Annotated in this window: 14 protein-coding genes and 9 tRNA genes; 22 read left to right on the top strand and 1 reads right to left on the bottom strand. The window is 60.1% G+C overall.

From position 1 onward, the window contains the following. Positions 1-35: 35 nt before the first annotated feature. The 15 genes from lolB to AB5Y71_RS06965 all read left to right on the top strand — a co-directional run bounded on the left by lolB (position 36) and on the right by AB5Y71_RS06965 (position 7853). Positions 36-614 (top strand): lipoprotein insertase outer membrane protein LolB, encoded by a 579-nt coding sequence (gene lolB, locus AB5Y71_RS06895; RefSeq protein ID WP_005353907.1) that lies wholly within the window; start codon positions 36-38, stop codon positions 612-614. Continuing rightward, a complete protein-coding gene (ispE, locus tag AB5Y71_RS06900; RefSeq protein ID WP_042054540.1) occupies positions 614-1462 on the top strand; it encodes a 4-(cytidine 5'-diphospho)-2-C-methyl-D-erythritol kinase in 849 nt (282 codons plus the stop codon). The genes lolB and ispE overlap by 1 nt, the downstream gene beginning before the upstream one ends. A gap of 1 nt (position 1463) precedes the next feature. Next, a tRNA-Gln gene (locus AB5Y71_RS06905) sits at positions 1464-1538 on the top strand. Positions 1539-1733: 195 nt separating this feature from the next. Beyond that, the gene (locus tag AB5Y71_RS06910) at positions 1734-2681 is read left to right on the top strand and encodes a ribose-phosphate pyrophosphokinase (protein ID WP_005343846.1); all 948 of its coding nucleotides are present in this window, start codon (positions 1734-1736) and stop codon (positions 2679-2681) included. A 116-nt stretch (positions 2682-2797) separates the two neighbouring features. Continuing rightward, positions 2798-4786, top strand: coding sequence for a bifunctional UDP-sugar hydrolase/5'-nucleotidase (locus tag AB5Y71_RS06915; protein WP_368171267.1), 1989 nt, complete (start codon positions 2798-2800; stop codon positions 4784-4786). A gap of 218 nt (positions 4787-5004) precedes the next feature. Beyond that, the gene (gene pth, locus AB5Y71_RS06920) at positions 5005-5601 is read left to right on the top strand and encodes an aminoacyl-tRNA hydrolase (protein WP_058059203.1); all 597 of its coding nucleotides are present in this window, start codon (positions 5005-5007) and stop codon (positions 5599-5601) included. Between the two features lie 116 nt (positions 5602-5717). Beyond that, positions 5718-6809, top strand: coding sequence for a redox-regulated ATPase YchF (gene ychF / locus AB5Y71_RS06925; protein ID WP_005353921.1), 1092 nt, complete (start codon positions 5718-5720; stop codon positions 6807-6809). Positions 6810-7043: 234 nt separating this feature from the next. Next, a tRNA-Met gene (locus tag AB5Y71_RS06930) sits at positions 7044-7120 on the top strand. 8 nt (positions 7121-7128) lie between these two features. Further along, positions 7129-7203, top strand: a tRNA-Gln gene (locus AB5Y71_RS06935). 46 nt (positions 7204-7249) lie between these two features. Continuing rightward, a tRNA-Gln gene (locus AB5Y71_RS06940) sits at positions 7250-7324 on the top strand. A gap of 46 nt (positions 7325-7370) precedes the next feature. After that, positions 7371-7445, top strand: a tRNA-Gln gene (locus AB5Y71_RS06945). A gap of 38 nt (positions 7446-7483) precedes the next feature. Next, positions 7484-7560 (top strand) — tRNA-Met (locus tag AB5Y71_RS06950). Between the two features lie 10 nt (positions 7561-7570). Continuing rightward, positions 7571-7645 (top strand) — tRNA-Gln (locus tag AB5Y71_RS06955). 39 nt (positions 7646-7684) lie between these two features. Beyond that, positions 7685-7761: transfer RNA gene (locus tag AB5Y71_RS06960), tRNA-Met, on the top strand. An 8-nt stretch (positions 7762-7769) separates the two neighbouring features. Continuing rightward, a tRNA-Leu gene (locus AB5Y71_RS06965) sits at positions 7770-7853 on the top strand. 218 nt (positions 7854-8071) lie between these two features. On the opposite strand, the gene AB5Y71_RS06970 is transcribed toward AB5Y71_RS06965, so the two are convergent. Next, positions 8072-9904 (bottom strand): SLC13 family permease, encoded by a 1833-nt coding sequence (locus tag AB5Y71_RS06970; RefSeq protein WP_040066935.1) that lies wholly within the window; start codon positions 9902-9904, stop codon positions 8072-8074. 263 nt (positions 9905-10167) lie between these two features. Here AB5Y71_RS06970 and pnuC point away from each other — a divergent pair, with 263 nt between their 5' ends. From pnuC to nifJ, 7 genes are all read left to right on the top strand, one after another. After that, positions 10168-10884 carry a nicotinamide riboside transporter PnuC gene (gene pnuC / locus AB5Y71_RS06975; RefSeq protein WP_042656944.1) on the top strand — a complete coding sequence of 239 codons (717 nt, stop codon included), beginning with the start codon at positions 10168-10170 and terminating at the stop codon, positions 10882-10884. A 3-nt stretch (positions 10885-10887) separates the two neighbouring features. Beyond that, positions 10888-11613 (top strand): nucleoside phosphorylase, encoded by a 726-nt coding sequence (locus AB5Y71_RS06980; RefSeq protein WP_368171268.1) that lies wholly within the window; start codon positions 10888-10890, stop codon positions 11611-11613. 105 nt (positions 11614-11718) lie between these two features. Continuing rightward, positions 11719-12390 carry a Crp/Fnr family transcriptional regulator gene (locus AB5Y71_RS06985; RefSeq protein WP_368171269.1) on the top strand — a complete coding sequence of 224 codons (672 nt, stop codon included), beginning with the start codon at positions 11719-11721 and terminating at the stop codon, positions 12388-12390. A 42-nt stretch (positions 12391-12432) separates the two neighbouring features. After that, entirely contained in the window at positions 12433-12756 is a 324-nt protein-coding gene (gene yqfB / locus AB5Y71_RS06990) for a N(4)-acetylcytidine aminohydrolase (RefSeq protein WP_368171270.1), read from the top strand. A gap of 67 nt (positions 12757-12823) precedes the next feature. Beyond that, positions 12824-13225, top strand: a complete 402-nt coding sequence (locus AB5Y71_RS06995; protein WP_172954903.1) for a DUF1622 domain-containing protein — start codon at positions 12824-12826, stop codon at positions 13223-13225. A gap of 200 nt (positions 13226-13425) precedes the next feature. Beyond that, a complete protein-coding gene (locus AB5Y71_RS07000) occupies positions 13426-15066 on the top strand; it encodes an alpha-glucosidase (protein ID WP_368171271.1) in 1641 nt (546 codons plus the stop codon). A 228-nt stretch (positions 15067-15294) separates the two neighbouring features. Beyond that, positions 15295-18840, top strand: a complete 3546-nt coding sequence (gene nifJ / locus AB5Y71_RS07005; RefSeq protein WP_368171272.1) for a pyruvate:ferredoxin (flavodoxin) oxidoreductase — start codon at positions 15295-15297, stop codon at positions 18838-18840. Positions 18841-18892 lie beyond the last annotated feature (52 nt).

Here is an 18892-nt window from a genome sequence, read left to right on the forward strand (position 1 = left end):
ATACTGTGGCAAATTCCTCTCTCTGGAGCCGTCTCTTGCTGCTACGTATTTTTACCCTCACCTGCCTGCTGTTGCTGGCCGGTTGTGCCACCACCCAGCCCCAGCGTGACCAGGTGAACTGGAACCAGGAGCGGACCCGCCTCGAGCAGCTGACCCATTGGCAGCTATCCGGCAAGATGGCCATCATCACGCCACAGCAAAAGGGCAGCGCCCGTCTCAACTGGCAGCAGGATGGGGAGGATTATCGCCTCAACCTCACCAGCCTGATTGGCACCAGCATTCTGGAGCTCTCCCGCAGCAAAGGCGAGATCACCCTGCTCGACAGCGACGGCAATCGCCACCAGAGCCAGGATGCCGAAGCGCTCATCTATCAACTGACCGGCTGGAATATTCCGGTTGCAGGATTACCGGAGTGGATCAAGGGGCTGCCAGGTCAGGCAGAGTTTGAACTCAACCCCGACAGCAGTCTGGCCAGCGTGCGCGACGGCCAGTGGCAGATCGTTTATGGCGATTATCGGGATCAGGATGGCTACCGCCTGCCACACCAGCTGACCATGACCGGCCAGAACAGCCGCCTCAAGCTTCAGATCAACCAATGGACTCTTGCACGTTAATGGCTTCCACACGCTGGCCGGCACCGGCCAAACTCAACCTGTTTCTACACGTCAATGGCCGTCGTCCCGATGGTTATCACGAGCTGCAGACCCTGTTTATCTTCCTCAACCACAGCGACTGGCTCGAGTTTGAGGTGATACCGAATAGCGACACACTCACCCTGAGCCCGGCCATTCCCGGGGTGCCGGATGAGCAGAATCTGATTATTCGGGCGGCACGCCTGCTGCAAGCAACCCTGCCGAGCCCGCAAGGTGCCCATATCCGGCTGGAAAAAGTGCTTCCCATGGGGGGCGGTATTGGCGGCGGTTCGTCCGATGCAGCGACCACGCTGGTAGCGCTTAACCACCTCTGGCAAGCGGGTTTGAGTGAAGATGAACTGGCAGCGCTTGGCGTCCAGCTGGGGGCCGATGTGCCGGTGTTTGTCCGTGGCAAAGCGGCCTTTGCCGAAGGAGTGGGTGAGCGGCTGCAACCGGTCGAACTGCCCGATGCCTGGTATCTGGTGCTCAAGCCCGATTGCCATGTGGCGACCGCGGCCGTATTCCAGGATCCGGACCTGCCGAGAGCCACGCCGAAAATGGCGCTGGACAACTTGCTGGAAGGCGAGTGGAAAAACGATTGCGAATCACTGGTGAAAAAGCGCCACCCCGAGGTTGCCAATGCGCTCGGCTGGTTGCTAGAATACGCGCCGTCAAGAATGACGGGCACAGGAGCCTGCGTCTTTGCTCAATTTGAAGACGAAGTGACTGCTCGGGAAGTGTTGGCCTGCGTGCCGAAGGGACTTGATGGGTTTGTCGCCAAGGGCGAGAACATATCACCTCTCTTCTCCACATTGCAACAGTTCAAATGATTGGGGTATCGCCAAGCGGTAAGGCAGCGGGTTTTGATCTCGCCATTCCTAGGTTCGAATCCTAGTACCCCAGCCAATTTTACCGAACGGTATTGATGATGATTAACGTGGCCGGTTTTGCACTCGGCCACGGATTCGGGTTACCGGTATCATCACATTCATTGGGCAGCAGACACCTTGTACGTTATCTTGACAAATCGTTTGCCCCAAAACGATAGGGTCTGATTTCAGACTCCCCCACATACTGGATGCAACCCCGAGGTTTCAAACCGTGCCTGACATGAAGCTGTTTGCTGGTAACGCAACGCCGGAACTAGCCCAGAAGATCGCAGATCGCCTGTTTATCAAACTCGGCAATGCTGCCGTAGGTCGCTTTAGCGACGGCGAGATCAGCGTACAGATCAATGAGAATGTACGTGGTGGCGATATCTTCATCATTCAATCCACCTGTGCCCCGACCAACGACAATTTGATGGAATTGATCGTCATGGTGGATGCTCTGCGTCGTGCTTCAGCTGGCCGTATCACTGCCGTTATCCCCTACTTTGGTTATGCCCGTCAGGACCGCCGTGTCCGCTCCGCCCGTGTACCCATCACCGCCAAGGTTGTCGCTGACTTCCTCTCCAGCGTCGGTGTGGATCGCGTGCTGACCGTTGACCTGCATGCCGAGCAAATTCAAGGTTTCTTCGACGTTCCGGTAGACAACGTGTTCGGTAGCCCGGTGCTGCTGGAAGACATGAAGTCCAAGAACCTCGAGTCTCCTGTCGTTGTCTCCCCGGACATCGGTGGCGTCGTGCGTGCCCGCGCCATCGCCAAGCTGCTGGATGACACCGACATCGCCATCATCGACAAGCGCCGTCCCCGCCCGAACGTCTCCCAGGTCATGCACCTGATCGGTGACGTTGCCGGCCGCGATTGCATCATCGTTGACGACATGATCGACACCGGCGGCACCCTGTGCAAAGCCGCAGAGGCCCTGAAAGAGCGCGGTGCCAAGCGTGTATTCGCTTACGCTACCCACCCGGTCTTCTCCGGTTCCGCCGTCGAGAACATCAAGAACTCCGTGATCGATGAACTGATCATCACCGACTCCATCCCGCTCACTGCGGAGATGAAAGCGGTCGGCAAGGTCAAGCAGCTGACGCTGTCAACTGTACTGGCCGAAGCCATTCGTCGCATCAGCAACGAAGAGTCCATCTCTGCCATGTTTGAGCATTGATAGATTCAGCAATAACGAAAACCGCCATCAGGCGGTTTTCGTCTTTCTGGACCTTCTCTTTCCAACTTTCTGCTATCTGGTACGACCCTGCCCCCGGCAGGCTTAAGGATTTACCCATGAATTGCTTGCGTCCCCTCCTGCTCGCGACCCTCACCTCCGCCCTGTTCGCCTGTCAGCCCGCCAAAGAGAACCCGCCCTTTGTGCTGACCTTGGCTCACATGAACGACACCCACTCCCAGTTTGATCCGGTCAATGCCGAGATCAAAGGGCAGATCTTTGCCCAGCAGGGGGAGACGGACACCCTCTATACCCGCTTTGGCGGTTATCCGCGCCTGCTGACCATGGCGAAAGCCTATCAGGCCGAGGCGCTGGCCAAGAACCAACCCTTGCTGCTGCTGCACGGCGGCGATGCCTGGCAGGGCAGTGGCTACTTCAAACTCAACGAGGGGATGGCCAACGCCGAGTTGCTGAGCCAGTTCGGCCTCGATGCCATGGCGCTGGGCAACCACGAGTTCGATCTGGATAACCAGAAGCTGGCCGGCTTCATCGAGGGGGTCAACTTCCCGGTGCTGGCCGCCAACCTCGACACCAAGGCCGATCCGGCCCTCAGCAAGGCTGACAACCTCAAGCCCTTCGTGGTCTACGCTTTTGACGGCAACCAGAAGAGCCCGGTCACCGATCTCGACAACCTGCCACAAGGCAAACAGCTGGTCGCCGTCATCGGTCTGGTACTGGAAGACATGGGCAATATCGCCCCCAACGTCGGCAAGCTGCGCTTTGGCAAGGAGGTCGCCTCGGCTCAGGCCACGGTCGACATGCTGCAAGCTAAGGGGATCCATCAGATCGTGGCGCTCACCCACATCGGCAACGAGCGGGATCTGGCACTGGCGGCCAAGGTAAACGGCCTCGATGCCATCGTCGGCGGCCACTCCCACAGCCTGCTCGGCGATTTTCGCAACATTGGCTGGGGCAAGACTGGCGATTACGCCAAGCTGGTGACCAATCCGGATGGCATCGGCAAGACCTGCGTGGTGCAGGCGGGCTCCTACGCCCAGGCCATCGGTCTGGCACAGGTGACCTTTGACAGCCAGGGTCAGGTGACCGACTGCCAGGGCCACAATAGCCTGCTGGCCAGCCGCGACTTCTTCGCCGATGCGGCGCGCAAGCAAGCACTCGACGATGCCCGCAGCAAAGAGGCAAGCCAGTTTGTCGACAACCAGCCCAATCTGGTGACAGTGGATGAAGATCCGCGCCTGCGCGGCATCATCGACAGCCACTACAAACCGGCGCTGGAGAAGGCCTACGGCCCGGTGATCGGCACCATCCCCGAGCAGCTGCAAAATGCCCGTCGTCCCGGTGACAACGGCAGCGACAACCACGGCTCAGATGTAGCGCCGCTGGTTGCCGAAGGGGAGTTCTACTGGGCCAATACCCTGGCCGTTCAGGCCCTGACCGGTGGCCCAGTCGATTTTTCTCTGGTGGCTGTTGGGGGCATGCGCGCCGACCTGCCTGCTGGCGAATGGCGTGAGGGGGATAGTGCCCTCACCCTGCTGCCGTTCAAGAACCAGCTCGCGGTGCTGACCCTGACTGGCGCCGAGGTACGCGCTCTTTTGACCGAGACCATCACCGCCACCCTGCCCGCCAGCGCCCATGCCGGCAAGTTCCCCTATGGCGGCCACCTGCGTTACACCTTCCATGAGACCGACGCAGGCAAGGCGGGCACCCTGACCCAATTGCAGCACAAGACCGCAAGCGGCGAGTGGCAGGATCTGGTAGATAGCCAGCGCTATCGGGTGGTGATGAACGCCTACAGCGCCAACGGCAACGATGGCTGGCAGGCACTGGCCAATGCCCAGCGTCAGAAGAGCGAGCGGGTCGATATCGCCAGTGTCAACGGCAAGTTGACCGCCTTCCCGGTGCTGAAAGTGGCACAAAACGGCGAACTGCTGAGCGCCGTCTATGCCCCGGGCCAGACCCTCGATTGCAAAGCCAGCGGCGTGGATTGCGGCACCGATGCAGCGTCTTTCGTGGAGTATGTACGCGATGCCCGTCCCACCCTGACCGCACTGGATGAAGAGACCGTCACCCTGCTGCGTATCAAATAACGACGGTAGTCAACCGGGCATAATCCATCGGTAAACTGAAACGGGCCTCTTGCAAGAGGCCCGTTTGCCCACCGTTAGCCACCCATTGGCCGCAATAATGCTGCAAATCCCGCCATAACATGCGCATTGGTTGAGTGATCGCCACTCGGCAGCTAGAATATTGCGTCCTATTGCCCTGGGTAGTGTGCCCACGGCAGCTGCGAGTGAAGACATCAAGCGTGACAAGCGAAATCAAACTGATCGTCGGACTGGGCAACCCCGGCCCGGAATATGCCAAGACCCGCCACAACGCGGGCGCCTGGTATGTGGAGCAACTGGCCCGCTGGCACAATGTCAGCCTGCGTGAAGAACCCAAGTTCTTCGGCCATACTGCCCGCATCCTGGTCGAGGGGCAGGATGTGCGGCTGCTCATCCCTAACACCTATATGAACCTCTCTGGCAAGGCGGTGGCCGCACTGGCGCGTTTTTATCAGATTGAGCCGGAAGCGATACTGGTAGCCCATGACGAACTGGATCTGCCGCCGGGCATCGCCAAGTTCAAGCAGGGTGGTGGTCACGGTGGCCATAACGGCCTCAAGGACATCATCGCCAAGATGGGCAACAACAATAACTTCTTCCGGCTGCGTCTCGGGATCGGCCATCCCGGCAGCAAAGAGCAGGTGGCTGGCTTCGTCCTGACCAAGGCCCCCAGCAGTGAACAGAACCTGATCGACGCCGCGCTGGACGAGTCCCTGCGCGCCACCGACATCCTGTTCAAACAAGATATGACCAAGGCCATGAATCGCTTGCACAGCTTCAAGGCGGAAAAGGGTTAGGTCGGTTTGACCCTGTACGGGCATTGTGCCGGTACATGAGCAACGACCAGAACAAGCATGACATGGGCCGCCTGCGGGCGACCCCCAACAGCATCCATCAAGTAAGGTAACAATCCATGGGTTTTAAATGCGGTATCGTGGGCCTGCCCAATGTAGGCAAATCCACCCTGTTCAACGCGCTGACCAAGGCCGGTATCGAAGCCGCCAACTTCCCGTTCTGCACCATCGAGCCGAACACAGGTGTGGTGCCGATGCCGGATCCCCGCCTCGATCAGCTTGCTGCCATCATCAATCCGCAGCGCGTTGTGCCGACCACCATGGAATTCGTCGACATCGCCGGTCTGGTTGCCGGTGCCTCCAAGGGTGAAGGTCTGGGCAACCAGTTCCTGGCCAACATCCGTGAAACCGAAGCGATCGGCCACGTTGTGCGCTGCTTCGATGACGAGAACATCATTCACGTTGCCGGCAAGGTCTCTCCCGCTGACGATATCGAAGTGATCAACACCGAGCTGGCCCTGTCGGATCTGGACGCCTGCGAGCGTGCCATTCACCGTCAGTCCAAGCGCGCCAAAGGCGGCGACAAGGATGCCAAGCTGGAAGTGGAAGTGCTTGAGAAGATCAAGGTCGCGCTGGAAAACGGTCAGATGATCCGCGGCATGAAGCTGGATAAAGAAGAGCTGGCCGCCGTCAGCCACCTCAACTTCCTGACCCTGAAACCCACCATGTATATCGCCAACGTGGCGGAAGATGGTTTCGAGAACAATCCCTATCTGGACAAGGTGCGTGAAATCGCCGCCGCCGAGAACGCTGTCGTGGTCGTGGTCTGCTGCGCCATCGAAGCCGACATCGCCGAGCTGGACGACGAAGATCGCGCCGAGTTCATGGCTGACCTTGGCATCGAAGAGCCGGGCCTGAACCGCGTTATCCGCTCCGGCTACCAGCTGCTCAACCTGCAGACCTACTTCACCGCCGGTGTGAAAGAGGTACGCGCCTGGACTATTCCGGTCGGTGCCACTGCCCCGCAAGCGGCTGGCAAGATCCACACTGACTTTGAAAAAGGCTTTATTCGCGCCCAAACCATCGCCTTTGAAGACTTTATCAACTATAAGGGTGAGCAAGGCGCCAAGGAAGCGGGCAAGATGCGCGCTGAAGGGAAAGATTACATCGTCAAAGATGGCGATATCATGAATTTCCTGTTCAACGTCTAATCCCATGACAGGCCAGCATTTGCTGGCCTGTTTTTTATCTGCCATTGCCCGGGCAATCATGGCAATGTCTTAAAAAAAACCAGATTGTTGGGCTTTTGCGCAACAGAGACCAATAACTGGTCAAACGCACTCAAATTGCGTTTTTCTGGCAAAAAAAGGGTTGACGCCCCAGAGCCAGATACGCATAATTCGGCCCGCACGGTGACGAGGTAACGAATCACCGGAAGCAAGGTTGGCTATGTAGCTCAGTTGGTTAGAGCATCGCACTCATAATGCGGGGGTCACAGGTTCGAATCCCGTCATAGCCACCATCTTTAGTTGGGGTATCGCCAAGCGGTAAGGCAGCGGGTTTTGATCTCGCCATCCCTAGGTTCGAATCCTAGTACCCCAGCCATTTTTAAAAGTTCTTTGCCAGTCTCATCACTGTTGAGGAGCGCTGTTGGGGTATCGCCAAGCGGTAAGGCAGCGGGTTTTGATCTCGCCATCCCTAGGTTCGAATCCTAGTACCCCAGCCATTTTTAAAAGTTCTTTGCCAGTCTCATCACTGTTGAGGAGCGCTGTTGGGGTATCGCCAAGCGGTAAGGCAGCGGGTTTTGATCTCGCCATCCCTAGGTTCGAATCCTAGTACCCCAGCCATTTTCTGTTCTCTTCCACATCTGTGGTTGATAACAAACGGCTATGTAGCTCAGTTGGTTAGAGCATCGCACTCATAATGCGGGGGTCACAGGTTCGAATCCCGTCATAGCCACCATTATTTCTGTTGGGGTATCGCCAAGCGGTAAGGCAGCGGGTTTTGATCTCGCCATCCCTAGGTTCGAATCCTAGTACCCCAGCCATTTTTCTGTTCTCTTCCACATCTGTGGTCGATAACAAACGGCTATGTAGCTCAGTTGGTTAGAGCATCGCACTCATAATGCGGGGGTCACAGGTTCGAATCCCGTCATAGCCACCATTAATATTGCGGAAGTGGCGAAATTGGTAGACGCACCAGATTTAGGTTCTGGCGCCCTAGGCGTGAGAGTTCGAGTCTCTCCTTCCGCACCATTAATAGCAGTACCAAACAGACCAGCTCACGCTGGTTTTTTTGTATCTGAAATTTGCCTCTCCCCAGTTTTTATCTCGCTCCTCTATTAACACAGCTCCACGTATATTCCCGTTCAAGTCACTCTTCACTGATTCCGAGCACGCCTTGCCACTCTTGTCTCCCTGCCATAAAAAAGCGGCCCGCAGGCCGCTGGTGCACACATTCATCATCCCGGTTATCAGAACGGGAAGAACCAGGGGATCGCTACCACGCTCACCGCCATCACCAACAGGGTGAATGGCACCCCGATACGGATAAAATCGGCAAACTTGTAGTTGCCCGGCCCCAGCACCAGGGTATTCACCGGTGACGAGACCGGCGTCATAAAAGCGGCCGAGGCGGCAATGGCAATGGTCATGGCAAACGGATAGGGCGATACCCCCATCTGCTGGGCCGTGCCCAGCGCAATAGGCGCCATCAATACCGCCGTCGCCGTGTTGGAGATAAAGAGCCCGATCACCGCGCAGAGGGCAAACAGGCTGGCCAGCATGACCCGCGGCCCCATCTCCCCTACCGCATTGATCAGACCACCGACGATCAGATCCACCCCGCCGGTTTTTTGCAACGCCAGCGCGAAGGGGAGCATGCCGACGATGAGGATCAGGGTCGGCCAGTGGATCGACTTGTAGGCACTCTCCATGTCGATGCAGCGAAACTTGCCCATCAGCAGACAGGCGATCAGCGCGGCAATCACGTTGGGCACCGGATCGGTCACCATCAGCAGGATCATCACTCCAAGACAGAAGAGGGCATGAATGGCCTGACTGCGGGCGGGGGCCATCTCGTCCACTTCGGCGGGCAGCCCCATCAGCAGAAAGTCGCGGCTATGGGTCTGCAACTGTCTGATGTGGCTCCAATTCCCTACCACCAGCAGGGTGTCGCCCATCTGCAACGGCTCATCCACCAGCTTGCCTGCCAGTGCCTCACCGTCGCGGCGCAGCCCCACCACGCTCAGGCCATAGCTGGAGCGGAAGGTCACCTCACGCACGCTTTTACCCAGCAGCTTGGACTCAGGGATCAGCGACACCTCGGCCATCCCCACCTCCCGCGCCTGATCGGAGAAATACTCCCCGCGCAGGATCATGGGTTCAAGCCGCGCCTCGGTGCAAAACGCCCGCACATCCACCTCGGGGTCTGACATGTCGATCAGCAGCACATCCTTGGCCTGGAACTCACTGATCCCGGACACCGGCACCATCACCCGGCGAAACTTGCGCCAGCGCTCCACCCCGATGACGTGGGCACCATAACGGGCACGCAGTTGCAGCTCATCCAGGGTATGGCCAATCAGCGGGGAGTCCGGCCGCAGCGCCAGACGACGGGCCCGACCGGCCAATCGGTAGTCTCTGATCAGATCGCGCAGGGTGCGGCGCCCGGTCGGCTTGCCTTTGCCCTCTTCTCCCTCGCCCACCAAGGAGCCGCGCACCAGCAGCATGTAGAGGATGCCCAGCCCCAGGATCAGCACGCCCATGGGGGTGAAATCGAAGAACCCGAAACCGTGAATGCCGTGACGCATCAGCTCGCTGTTGACCACCATGTTGGGGGGCGTGGCCACCAGCGTCATCATGCCGCTGATCAGCCCGGCAAAACCGAGGGGCATCATCAGGCGACCGGCCGGGATCCCCATCCGGTTCGCCACGCTCAGCACCACCGGGATAAAGATGGCCACCACCCCGGTGCTGCTCATCACAGCCCCCAGACTCGCCACCGCTACCATCAGCAACACCAGCAGCTTGGTCTCGCTGCTACCCGCCACCTTCACCAATGCATCCCCCACCTGATAGGCGATGCCGGTGCGCACCAGCCCCTCACCCACCACAAACAGGGCGGCAATCAGGATAACGTTGGGATCGCTAAAGCCCGCCAGCGCCTCCGGCAGGGTGAGGGTGCCGCTCAGCACAAAGAGGATAATGATCAACAGGGCGACCACATCCATGCGCACCTTGTTGGTCATGAAGAGATAGATGGCGCCAGCCAGCAGACAGAGCACCCAGACAAGCTCGGAATTCAATACAACCTCCTTTTATCACGTGATTCTCCTCCCGGAGAGTGGACTCTATCAGACCACAGCCACGGCGCTATCATCTTGCTACATATCAATAAAGTCCGGCCCGCCGGGGCCCCATAACCCATCACTGCTGGAATAACCGGGCAGCAGCGGCGATTTCTTTGATATGGGCCAAGCCCGGGGCGGACAAAAGTCCTGCCCCTCCTCCCCCTCACCCCTTAGAATGGCGCCCTCGCATACTAACCCTCATGCCCAAGGATCAGAAAATGAGCATATTCGAGCTGTTCAGCATCAATAACACGCTAGTGACCATACCGCTGGGTGGCGGCTATGCCATGTCATGGATTGAAGCCATCGGCACCCTGTTTGGTCTGGCCTGTATCTGGTTCGCCAGTCAGGAGAAAACCATCAACTACCTGTTTGGCCTGATCAACGTCAGCCTGTTTGCCATCATCTTCTTCCAGATCCAGCTCTACGGACTGTTGATGCTGCAGCTGTTCTTCTTCTGCGCCAACGTCTACGGCTGGTACGCCTGGACCCGCCCGGCCAACGATCAGGGGGATACCCTGCAGATCCGCTGGCTCAGCAAATCCAAACTGATGGTGACCGCCGCCGTGAGCGTGCTGGCCATCGCCCTGCTGACCCGCTATATCGACCCGGTCTTCGCCACCCTGGCGCGCACCTCGGTCTCCCTGCTCAACCTGTTTGGTGCCAACCTTGCTACCCCCGAGCCTTCACCCGATGCCTTCCCGTTCTGGGATGCCAGCATGACGGTGCTCTCGGTGGTCGCCCAGATCCTGATGACCCGCAAATACGTGGAGAACTGGATCCTCTGGGTCGTAATCAACATCATCAGCATCGGTGTCTATGCCGCGCAGGGCGTCTACGCCATGTCGCTGGAGTACCTCATCCTGCTGTTTATCGCCGCCAACGGCACCCGCCTCTGGGTGATTGCCGCCAAGCGCCAGCCACAAGGTCTGTAAGCCATGACGCTATTACCCCATCTTCAGTGCCGCCCCGACCAGATTGCCGATCGGGTGGTGCTGTGCGGCGACCCGGCCCGGGTCGACCGCATCGCCAGCCAGCTCGAACAGTGTGAAGTGCTGGGGCAAAACCGGGAGTTTCGCCTCATCAACGGCCGCTATCAGGGGCTGCCCATCACGGTCTGCAGCACCGGCATCGGTGGCGCCTCGGCCGTCATAGCGCTGGAGGAGCTGGTGCAAGCCGGTGCCCACTCGCTTATTCGGGTCGGCTCCGCTGGTGCCCTGCAACACGACATCGGGCTGGGCGACCTTATCGTGGTGGAAGGGGCGGTACGCAATGAGGGCGCCTCGCAGGCCTATCTGCCCGCCGAGTACCCCGCCTGCGCCGATATCTGGCTGCAAGCGGCCCTGCTCAACCATGTGGCCACTAGCAGCCAGCCTCATTGGCACGGGCTGGTACGCTCCCACGACAGCTTCTATCGGGATGACGAGCAGGAGGTGTGCCGCTACTGGCATGCCCGTGGCGTACTGGGCGCTGACATGGAGACCGCAGCCCTGCTGACCGTGGGTCGCCTGCGCAAGGTGCGGGTTGCAGCCGTGCTCTGCAACGTAGTGCTGTTCGAGCAGGATGTGCAACAAGGGGTGGCGGATTACGCCAGCGCCGAACAGGCGATGATGGCCGGTGAGCAGCAAGCCATCGCGGCCGCCCTCCACGCTCTGGTGCAATAACCCGCAAACCGTTAATCACGGCACATTCGACAAGAGGCGGGCTGGTATCCGGCCCGCACTCTTGCTAGCCTCATGGCCCTCGTCATCCGGTGCGACAGGCAAGTCATGCAGCAACAGCCCTACCCCCTCGGCCGTTTTCACGCCGAACTCCAGCAGCTTGAACCCCGCTTTGCCGCGGCGCTCGACGCCTGCACCCTGTTTCTGCGCCGTTACCTGCCGGGCGAATTGATAATGCGGCAGGGGGAGCAGAGCGAGCAGCTCTATCTGGTCGAACATGGCCGGGTCTCCCTCAACAGCACGGTACACTCTGGCCGCCGCTTCCAGCTTGGCGAAATTGAGTGCCACAGCCAAATCTTCGGCGAGATGGAGTTCTTCAGCGCAACCCCGGTACAGTGGAACGTGGTGGCCGAGACCGAGCTGGATGCCCGAGTCATCTGCGCCAACAAACAAGCCCAGCGCCTGCTGGCAGAACCTGAGTTGACCCTCTTTTTCGCTGCGGCGCTTGCCAGCGACTATCTCGACACCCTGGAGATCACCACCAGCCGGCTGCTCCACCCCATCGCCTACAACATCGCCTATGAGCTATGGCGTGAGCGCCAGCGCACTCCGATGCTGGGATCGCGCAAGCGGGCCCATGAGGCGGCGCGCTTCGGCACCACCGAGCGGGTTTACCGCCGCGCCCTCAAGGAGCTGGTCGAACAGGGCATAATTGCCGACAGCAGTGACGGCCCCGTTATCGCCGATCTGGCCAGGCTGCGCGCCTATCTCGATCTTTGATTTCCATTCACCTCATTTCGATTCACCCAGTCAGGAGTCACCATGTCTGCTCATTCCTATCCCGAATTCACCTTCTTCAGCCGCTTCGTTGCCGACATTCAGGCGGGCCGCAAGACCATCACCATCCGCGACGAGAGCGAGGCCAACTGGCAGCCCGGCCAGCGGCTGGCGCTGTTCACCAACCCGGAGCACCAGCCCTTTGGCACCATAGAGGTGCTCTCGGTCAAGGCGGTCGCCTTCGATGATCTCAATAACGAGCATGCCCGTCAGGAGAACATGACCCTCCCCGAGCTCAAACAGGTGATCCGCGACATCTACCCCGATCTGCCGCCGCTCTATGTGATTGAATTCAAACTGATTGCCTGAGCCGGATTTGGCCTTTGCCGAGCGATGTGTTAATAGTGTCCTCTTTTGAATCAGGGAGGTCACCCGAGTGTTTGAGATAGCGAGCCTGAAAGAGGGGATGATGCACGGGGTCGAGCTGTTCCAGCTGCTGCTGGAGATCATCTCCATCGCCTGTGTGGTCATTGGCCTCTTTAAAACTCTCTGGCTGGCGGCAAGAGTGCGGGATCACCAGCCCGGCTTTCCGCGTATTCGCCTCTGCTTTGGCAGCTGGCTTATTCTGGCGCTGGAGTTTCAGCTGGCCGCCGATATCCTGGCCACCACGGTCGCACCGAGCAAGGAGGAGCTGATCCGCCTCGCCATCATCGCGGTGATCCGCACCTTCCTGAACTACTTCCTCGGCAAGGAGCTGGAGGCACAAGCGGAACGCCAGCAAGAGAAGGCAGAGCGCCAGCAGGAGCAGCGCAGCGAACAGGCCAAGGCTGCTCAATAGCCTGTATTCCTGCAGAGTATCAGTGCTAAGTGCCGTGTCATCCCGACCACAGCAGTGGCTTGGGATGGCACCTTTGTGACCCTTCCCGCACTTTTGGCAATCAGCCAACTATGGAACCCTTTTCAAGGTTTCCCCTGCCCTGTTGACTGCCCGTTCATCTGCGTAAGATAGAAAATCTTCTCCCCCAAGCGGCCAAGCTGATGAATACGCACTCCTTTCACACGCCCGATATCGACCTCGATAGCTGTGTCATCTACCAGATCTACCCCATGAGCTTTCAGGACAGCGATGGCGACGGAATGGGCGACATCAACGGCATTCGTCAGCGCCTCGACTATCTGGCCACCCTGGGGGTCGATATGCTCTGGCTCACCCCCATCTATCGCTCCCCCAAGCGGGACAACGGCTATGACGTGGCGGACTACCGTGCCATCGACCCCGCCTTCGGCACCCTGACCGAGATGGAGCAGCTGATAGCCGAAGCGGCCGCCCACGGCATCGGCATCATGATGGATATCGTTGCCAACCACACCTCCACCGAGCACGAGTGGTTTATGAAGGCACTGGCCGGGGATCCCCGTTATCAGGGTTATTACGTATTCCGGGATCAAGCCTTTGTCGATGCTCACCCCATTACCTCGATTTTTGGCGGCAGCGGCTGGCAGTACGTGCCGGAGCTTGATCGCTACTACCTGCACAACTTCGATCCCAGTCAGGCCGATCTGGACTGGGATAACCCGGCGGTGCGTGCCGAGATGGCAGAGGTGATCAACTTCTGGCTGGGCAAAGGGATCAAGGGATTTCGCTTCGATGTGATCGATATGGTGAGCAAGGAGTGGGACCGGCTGGCCATGAGCAATGGCCCGCGCCTGCACGATTATATCCGTGAGATCAATGCCGCCAGCTTCGGCGGCAAGGGGATCATTACGGTGGGGGAGACCTGGGGAGCCGATCTCGCCCATATGCAGAACTATTCGAACCACGATGGCAGAGAGTTCAGCATGGTGTTCAACTTCGAGCATCTGGGGCTCGGCAGTGACAAGTGGTCATCCCGCTTCGATCCCCTCGCCTTCAAGCGAGCCATGGCCCGCTACCAGCAAGGGCTACACGGGCGTGGCTGGAACAGCCTGTTTCTCGGCAACCACGACCTGCCCCGCGCAGTCTCCCGCTTTGGCGATGACAGGCCCGAGTGGCGGGAAACCAGCGCCAGGCTGTGGGCCATGGTGCTGCATATGATGCAGGGCACTCCCTTCATCTATCAGGGGGAGGAGCTAGCCATGACCAACCGCCACTGGCAGCCGGGCGAGCTGCGCGATGTGGAAGCCATCAACTACTGCGCCAGCCAGTCAGAGCTGGCTCCTGCCGAGCTGAGTCGGCGGCTCGATGCCATCGGCCGCGACAACGCCCGCACCCCGATGCAGTGGGACGCCGGCCCCCGCGCCGGTTTCAGCACCACCACGCCCTGGATTGCCCTCAATGCCAACCACGTCGAGATAAATGCTGACGAGCAGCTGGCCCGCCCCGACTCGCCGTTTCACTGCTATCGCCAGCTTATCGCCCTGCGCAAGGCTCACCCTGTCGTTCGCCACGGCAATTTCGAGCTGCTGGATGGGGATGATCCCGAGCGCATCAGCTATCGCCGCCACTGGCAGGATCCGGCCAGCGGAGAGCGGCACACCCTGCTGCTGCTCGCCAATCTCACGACCAGCCCCTTGCCGATGCCCCACTTCGACAAGGTGACAAACAAGATGCGGTTGCTGCTGGCCAATTACCCAGGCAAACCGCTGCCACTCTTCGCCCCTTATCAGTGCGCCATCTGGCTGCGAGTGAATCAGGATTAACCCCGTGCTGACGGGCCATGTCAATGGCTCCTCAATCGCCACCCGTCGGCTACCAGCAGAAAATCACGCCCCCACTCGGCGGGATTAAATTAACCACTGTTACTGACTTATTAATTGATTATTTATCCCGTTTGATACGCTCTCATTGCCCCTCTTACTATGCCTGCGACCTATCCATTGCCGATGCAACTATCGGCCTTCAAACTAGCATAGCAAAGTGGAAAACACATGATCACCACAGACGGGAATAACGCAGTCGCCTCGGTGGCGTACCGCACCAGCGAAGTCATCGCCATCTACCCCATCACCCCCAGCTCGGCCATGGCTGAGCAGTCGTCGGCCTGGTCGAGCGAGCGGGGCAAGAACCTCTGGGGGGATGTCCCCCGGGTTGTCGAGATGCAGTCGGAAGGGGGAGCCATCGCCGCCGTCCACGGTGCCCTGCAGACCGGCGCGCTGGCGACCTCGTTTACCTCGTCGCAGGGTTTGCTGCTGATGATCCCCAACCTCTACAAGCTGGCGGGTCAGCTCATCCCCTTCGTACTGCATGTGGCGGCGCGCACCGTGGCGACCCATGCGCTATCGATCTTTGGCGATCACTCGGACGTGATGGCGGTGCGCCAGACCGGCTGCGCCATGCTCTGTGCCAGCAATGTGCAGGAGGCGCAGGATTTCGCCCTGATCTCCCAGATAGCGAGCCTCAACAGCCGCCTCCCCTTTATCCACTTCTTCGACGGCTTTCGTACCTCTCACGAGATCGCCAAGATAGCGCCTCTCGCTGACGACACCCTGCGTGCCCTGCTACCCGCAGATGCCATCCGTGCCCATCGCGACCGGGCGCTCACCCCCGACAAACCGGTCATTCGCGGCACCGCCGCCAACCCGGACACCTACTTCCAGTGCAGGGAGGCGAGCAACCCCTGGTATGACGCCGCCTATGGCCATGTGAGCGAGGCGATGCAGGCATTTGGCGAACAGACCGGCCGCCACTATCGGCCGTTTGAATATGTCGGCCACCCGCAGGCGGAGCGGATTGTGGTGCTGATGGGCTCGGCCATCGGCACCTGTGAGGAAGTCATCGAGCGCCTGCTGGCCCAAGGGGAGAAGGTAGGTCTGGTGAAGGTGCGGCTGTTCCGTCCCTTCTCGGCCGGGCACCTGTTGGCCGCGATTCCCGAGAGTGCCCGCTCCATCGCCGTACTGGATCGCACCAAGGAGCCGGGCGCACAGGCCGAGCCCCTCTATCTCGACGTGATGACGGCGCTGGCCGAAGCGGTCAGCCGGGGCGCACGGGCAAGCCTGCCGCGGGTGATCGGCGGCCGCTATGGCCTCTCCTCCAAAGAGTTCGGTCCCGCCTGCGCGCTGGCGGTGTTTGCCGAACTGGCGCAAGAGAACCCGCGCCCGCGCTTTACCGTCGGCATCTTCGATGACATCACAGGTCTCTCGCTGCCGCTGGCAGCGCTGGATTCGCAAAGCCCCATCCACAGCCAGCAACACAAGCTGGAGGCGCTCTTCTACGGTCTTGGCAGCGATGGCACCGTCTCGGCGGCCAAGAACAGCATCAAGATCCTCGGCAACCACACCGACCTCTATCCGCAGGGCTATTTCGTCTACGACTCCAAGAAGGCGGGAGGCCTCACCGTCTCTCACCTGCGGGTGGGCGAGCGGCCGCTGCAATCGGCCTATCTGGTGGAAGAGGCGGACTTTATCGGCTGCCATCAGTGGCAGTTTGTCGACAAGTACCGGATGGCGGAGCGCTTGAAAGCGGGCGGCATCTTCCTGCTCAACTCCCCCTACAGCGAAGCGGAGATCTGGCAGCGCCTCCCCAGCGAGGTACAGCACGCCCTGCGCGAGAAAGAGGCGCGCTTCTACATCATCAATGCCGCCAAAATTGCCCGCGACTGCCAGCTCGGCAACCGCATCAATACCGTGATGCAGATGGCCTTCTTCCAGCTCAGCGCCATCATTCCCCCCGAGGAGGCGACCAGCCTGCTGAAGCAGGCCATCGCCAACAGCTATGGCAGCAAGGGGCAGACACTGGTCGAGCGCAACTGGATGGCACTGGAGGCAACCTGCGCCGCCCTGACCAGGGTGCCACTTGGCGAGCTGGATCCCGCCAGCCGCCCGCGCCCGCCGGTGGTTTCGGCCAAGGCCCCCGACTTTGTCCAGACCGTCACCGCCGCCATGCTGGCGGGGCTGGGTGACAGCCTGCCGGTCTCCGCCTTCCCGCCGGATGGCACTTGGCCGGTCGGCACCACCCGCTGGGAGAAGCGCAACATCGCCAAGGAGATCCCCATCTGGGAGGCGGAGCTCTGTACCCAGTGCAACTACTGCGTCGCCGCCTGTCCCCACTCGGCCATTCGCGCCAAGGTGGTGGAACCGGATGCACTGGCCGCAGCTCCCGCCACTCTGGATGCGCTGGATGTGAAATCCCGCGACATGCGCGGCCAGCAGTACGTGCTGCAGGTGGCGCCAGAGGATTGCACCGGCTGCAACCTCTGCGTCGAGGTGTGCCCGGCCAAGGATCGCAGCAACCCGGATCACAAGGCGATCAATATGGCTTCACGGCTCGATCACCTCGACGAGCAGAAGGCCAACTACGACTTCTTCCTCGACCTGCCAGAGCGTAGCGCCGAGCAGCTGGAGCGCATCGACATCCGCACCTCCCAGCTCATCTCGCCGCTATTTGAATACTCCGGCGCCTGCGCCGGCTGTGGCGAAACTCCCTACATCAAGCTGCTGACCCAGCTCTATGGCGATCGGCTGCTGATTGCCAACGCCACCGGCTGCTCGTCCATTTATGGCGGCAACCTGCCTACCACCCCCTACACCACCAACGCCGACGGGCGCGGGCCGGCCTGGGCCAACTCGTTGTTTGAAGACAACGCCGAGTTCGGACTGGGCTTCCGTCTTACCGTCGATCAACACAGGGAGCGGGTTCGCCGTCTGCTGGCGAGCCTGGGCGACACCATACCGGCAGCGCTACGCGAGGTGCTCGGCGATGCCACCCTGCCGGTTTCCGAGCAGCGGGCCCATATCCAGCAGTTGCGGGAGCTGCTGCAAGAGAGCAAGACTCCGGAGGCCCTTGAGCTGGCTCGCGATGCGGACTATCTGGTGGAAAAATCGGTCTGGCTCATCGGCGGCGATGGCTGGGCCTACGACATCGGCTTTGGCGGACTCGACCATGTGCTGAGTCTGGGGGAGAACATCAATGTGCTGGTGCTCGACACCCAGTGCTACTCCAACACCGGCGGCCAGCAGTCGAAGGCGACGCCACTCGGTGCCATTACCAAGTTTGGCGAGCAGGGCAAACGCAAGGCGCGCAAGGATCTCGGGGCCAGCATGATGATGTATGGCCACGTCTATGTGGCGCAGATCTCCCTCGGCGCCCAGATGAACCAGACTGTGAAAGCAATTCAGGAGGCGGAAGCCTACCCGGGCCCCTCTCTCATCATCGCCTACAGCCCCTGCGAGGAGCATGGCTACGACATGGCCGAGAGCCATGAGCAGATGAAGCAGCTGACCGCAACCGGCTTCTGGCCGCTCTACCGCTTCGATCCGCGCCGCGCTGACGAGGGCAAACTGCCGCTGGCACTCGACTCGCGGGCCCCCAATGCCTCGTTGGCCGAGACCTTGCGCCACGAGCCCCGTTTCCAGCGGCTGGAGCGCCAGCTGCCTGAGGTGGCCAGCCAGCTCTATCAAGAGGCGGGGCAGGAGGCCAATCGCCGCTTCGCCTGGCTGAGCCAGCTGGCGGGCAAGGAGGGTCCGGTGCAGGAGTAAGCCACGTATGGCTTGATGGCAGCAGCCACTCTATTCGCCAAATAACAATCAG

Source organism: Aeromonas sp. R9-2 (assembly GCF_040908025.1).
Classification (GTDB): domain Bacteria; phylum Pseudomonadota; class Gammaproteobacteria; order Enterobacterales; family Aeromonadaceae; genus Aeromonas; species Aeromonas veronii.

Coding starts and splice junctions, on each gene's coding strand:
- AB5Y71_RS07000 (WP_368171271.1), top strand. CDS start 13,426: ATGAATACGCACTCCTTTCACACGCCCGATATCGACCTCGATAGCTGT.
- ispE (WP_042054540.1), top strand. CDS start 614: ATGGCTTCCACACGCTGGCCGGCACCGGCCAAACTCAACCTGTTTCTA.
- ychF (WP_005353921.1), top strand. CDS start 5,718: ATGGGTTTTAAATGCGGTATCGTGGGCCTGCCCAATGTAGGCAAATCC.
- pnuC (WP_042656944.1), top strand. CDS start 10,168: ATGAGCATATTCGAGCTGTTCAGCATCAATAACACGCTAGTGACCATA.
- AB5Y71_RS06915 (WP_368171267.1), top strand. CDS start 2,798: ATGAATTGCTTGCGTCCCCTCCTGCTCGCGACCCTCACCTCCGCCCTG.
- AB5Y71_RS06980 (WP_368171268.1), top strand. CDS start 10,888: ATGACGCTATTACCCCATCTTCAGTGCCGCCCCGACCAGATTGCCGAT.
- nifJ (WP_368171272.1), top strand. CDS start 15,295: ATGATCACCACAGACGGGAATAACGCAGTCGCCTCGGTGGCGTACCGC.
- yqfB (WP_368171270.1), top strand. CDS start 12,433: ATGTCTGCTCATTCCTATCCCGAATTCACCTTCTTCAGCCGCTTCGTT.
- AB5Y71_RS06985 (WP_368171269.1), top strand. CDS start 11,719: ATGCAGCAACAGCCCTACCCCCTCGGCCGTTTTCACGCCGAACTCCAG.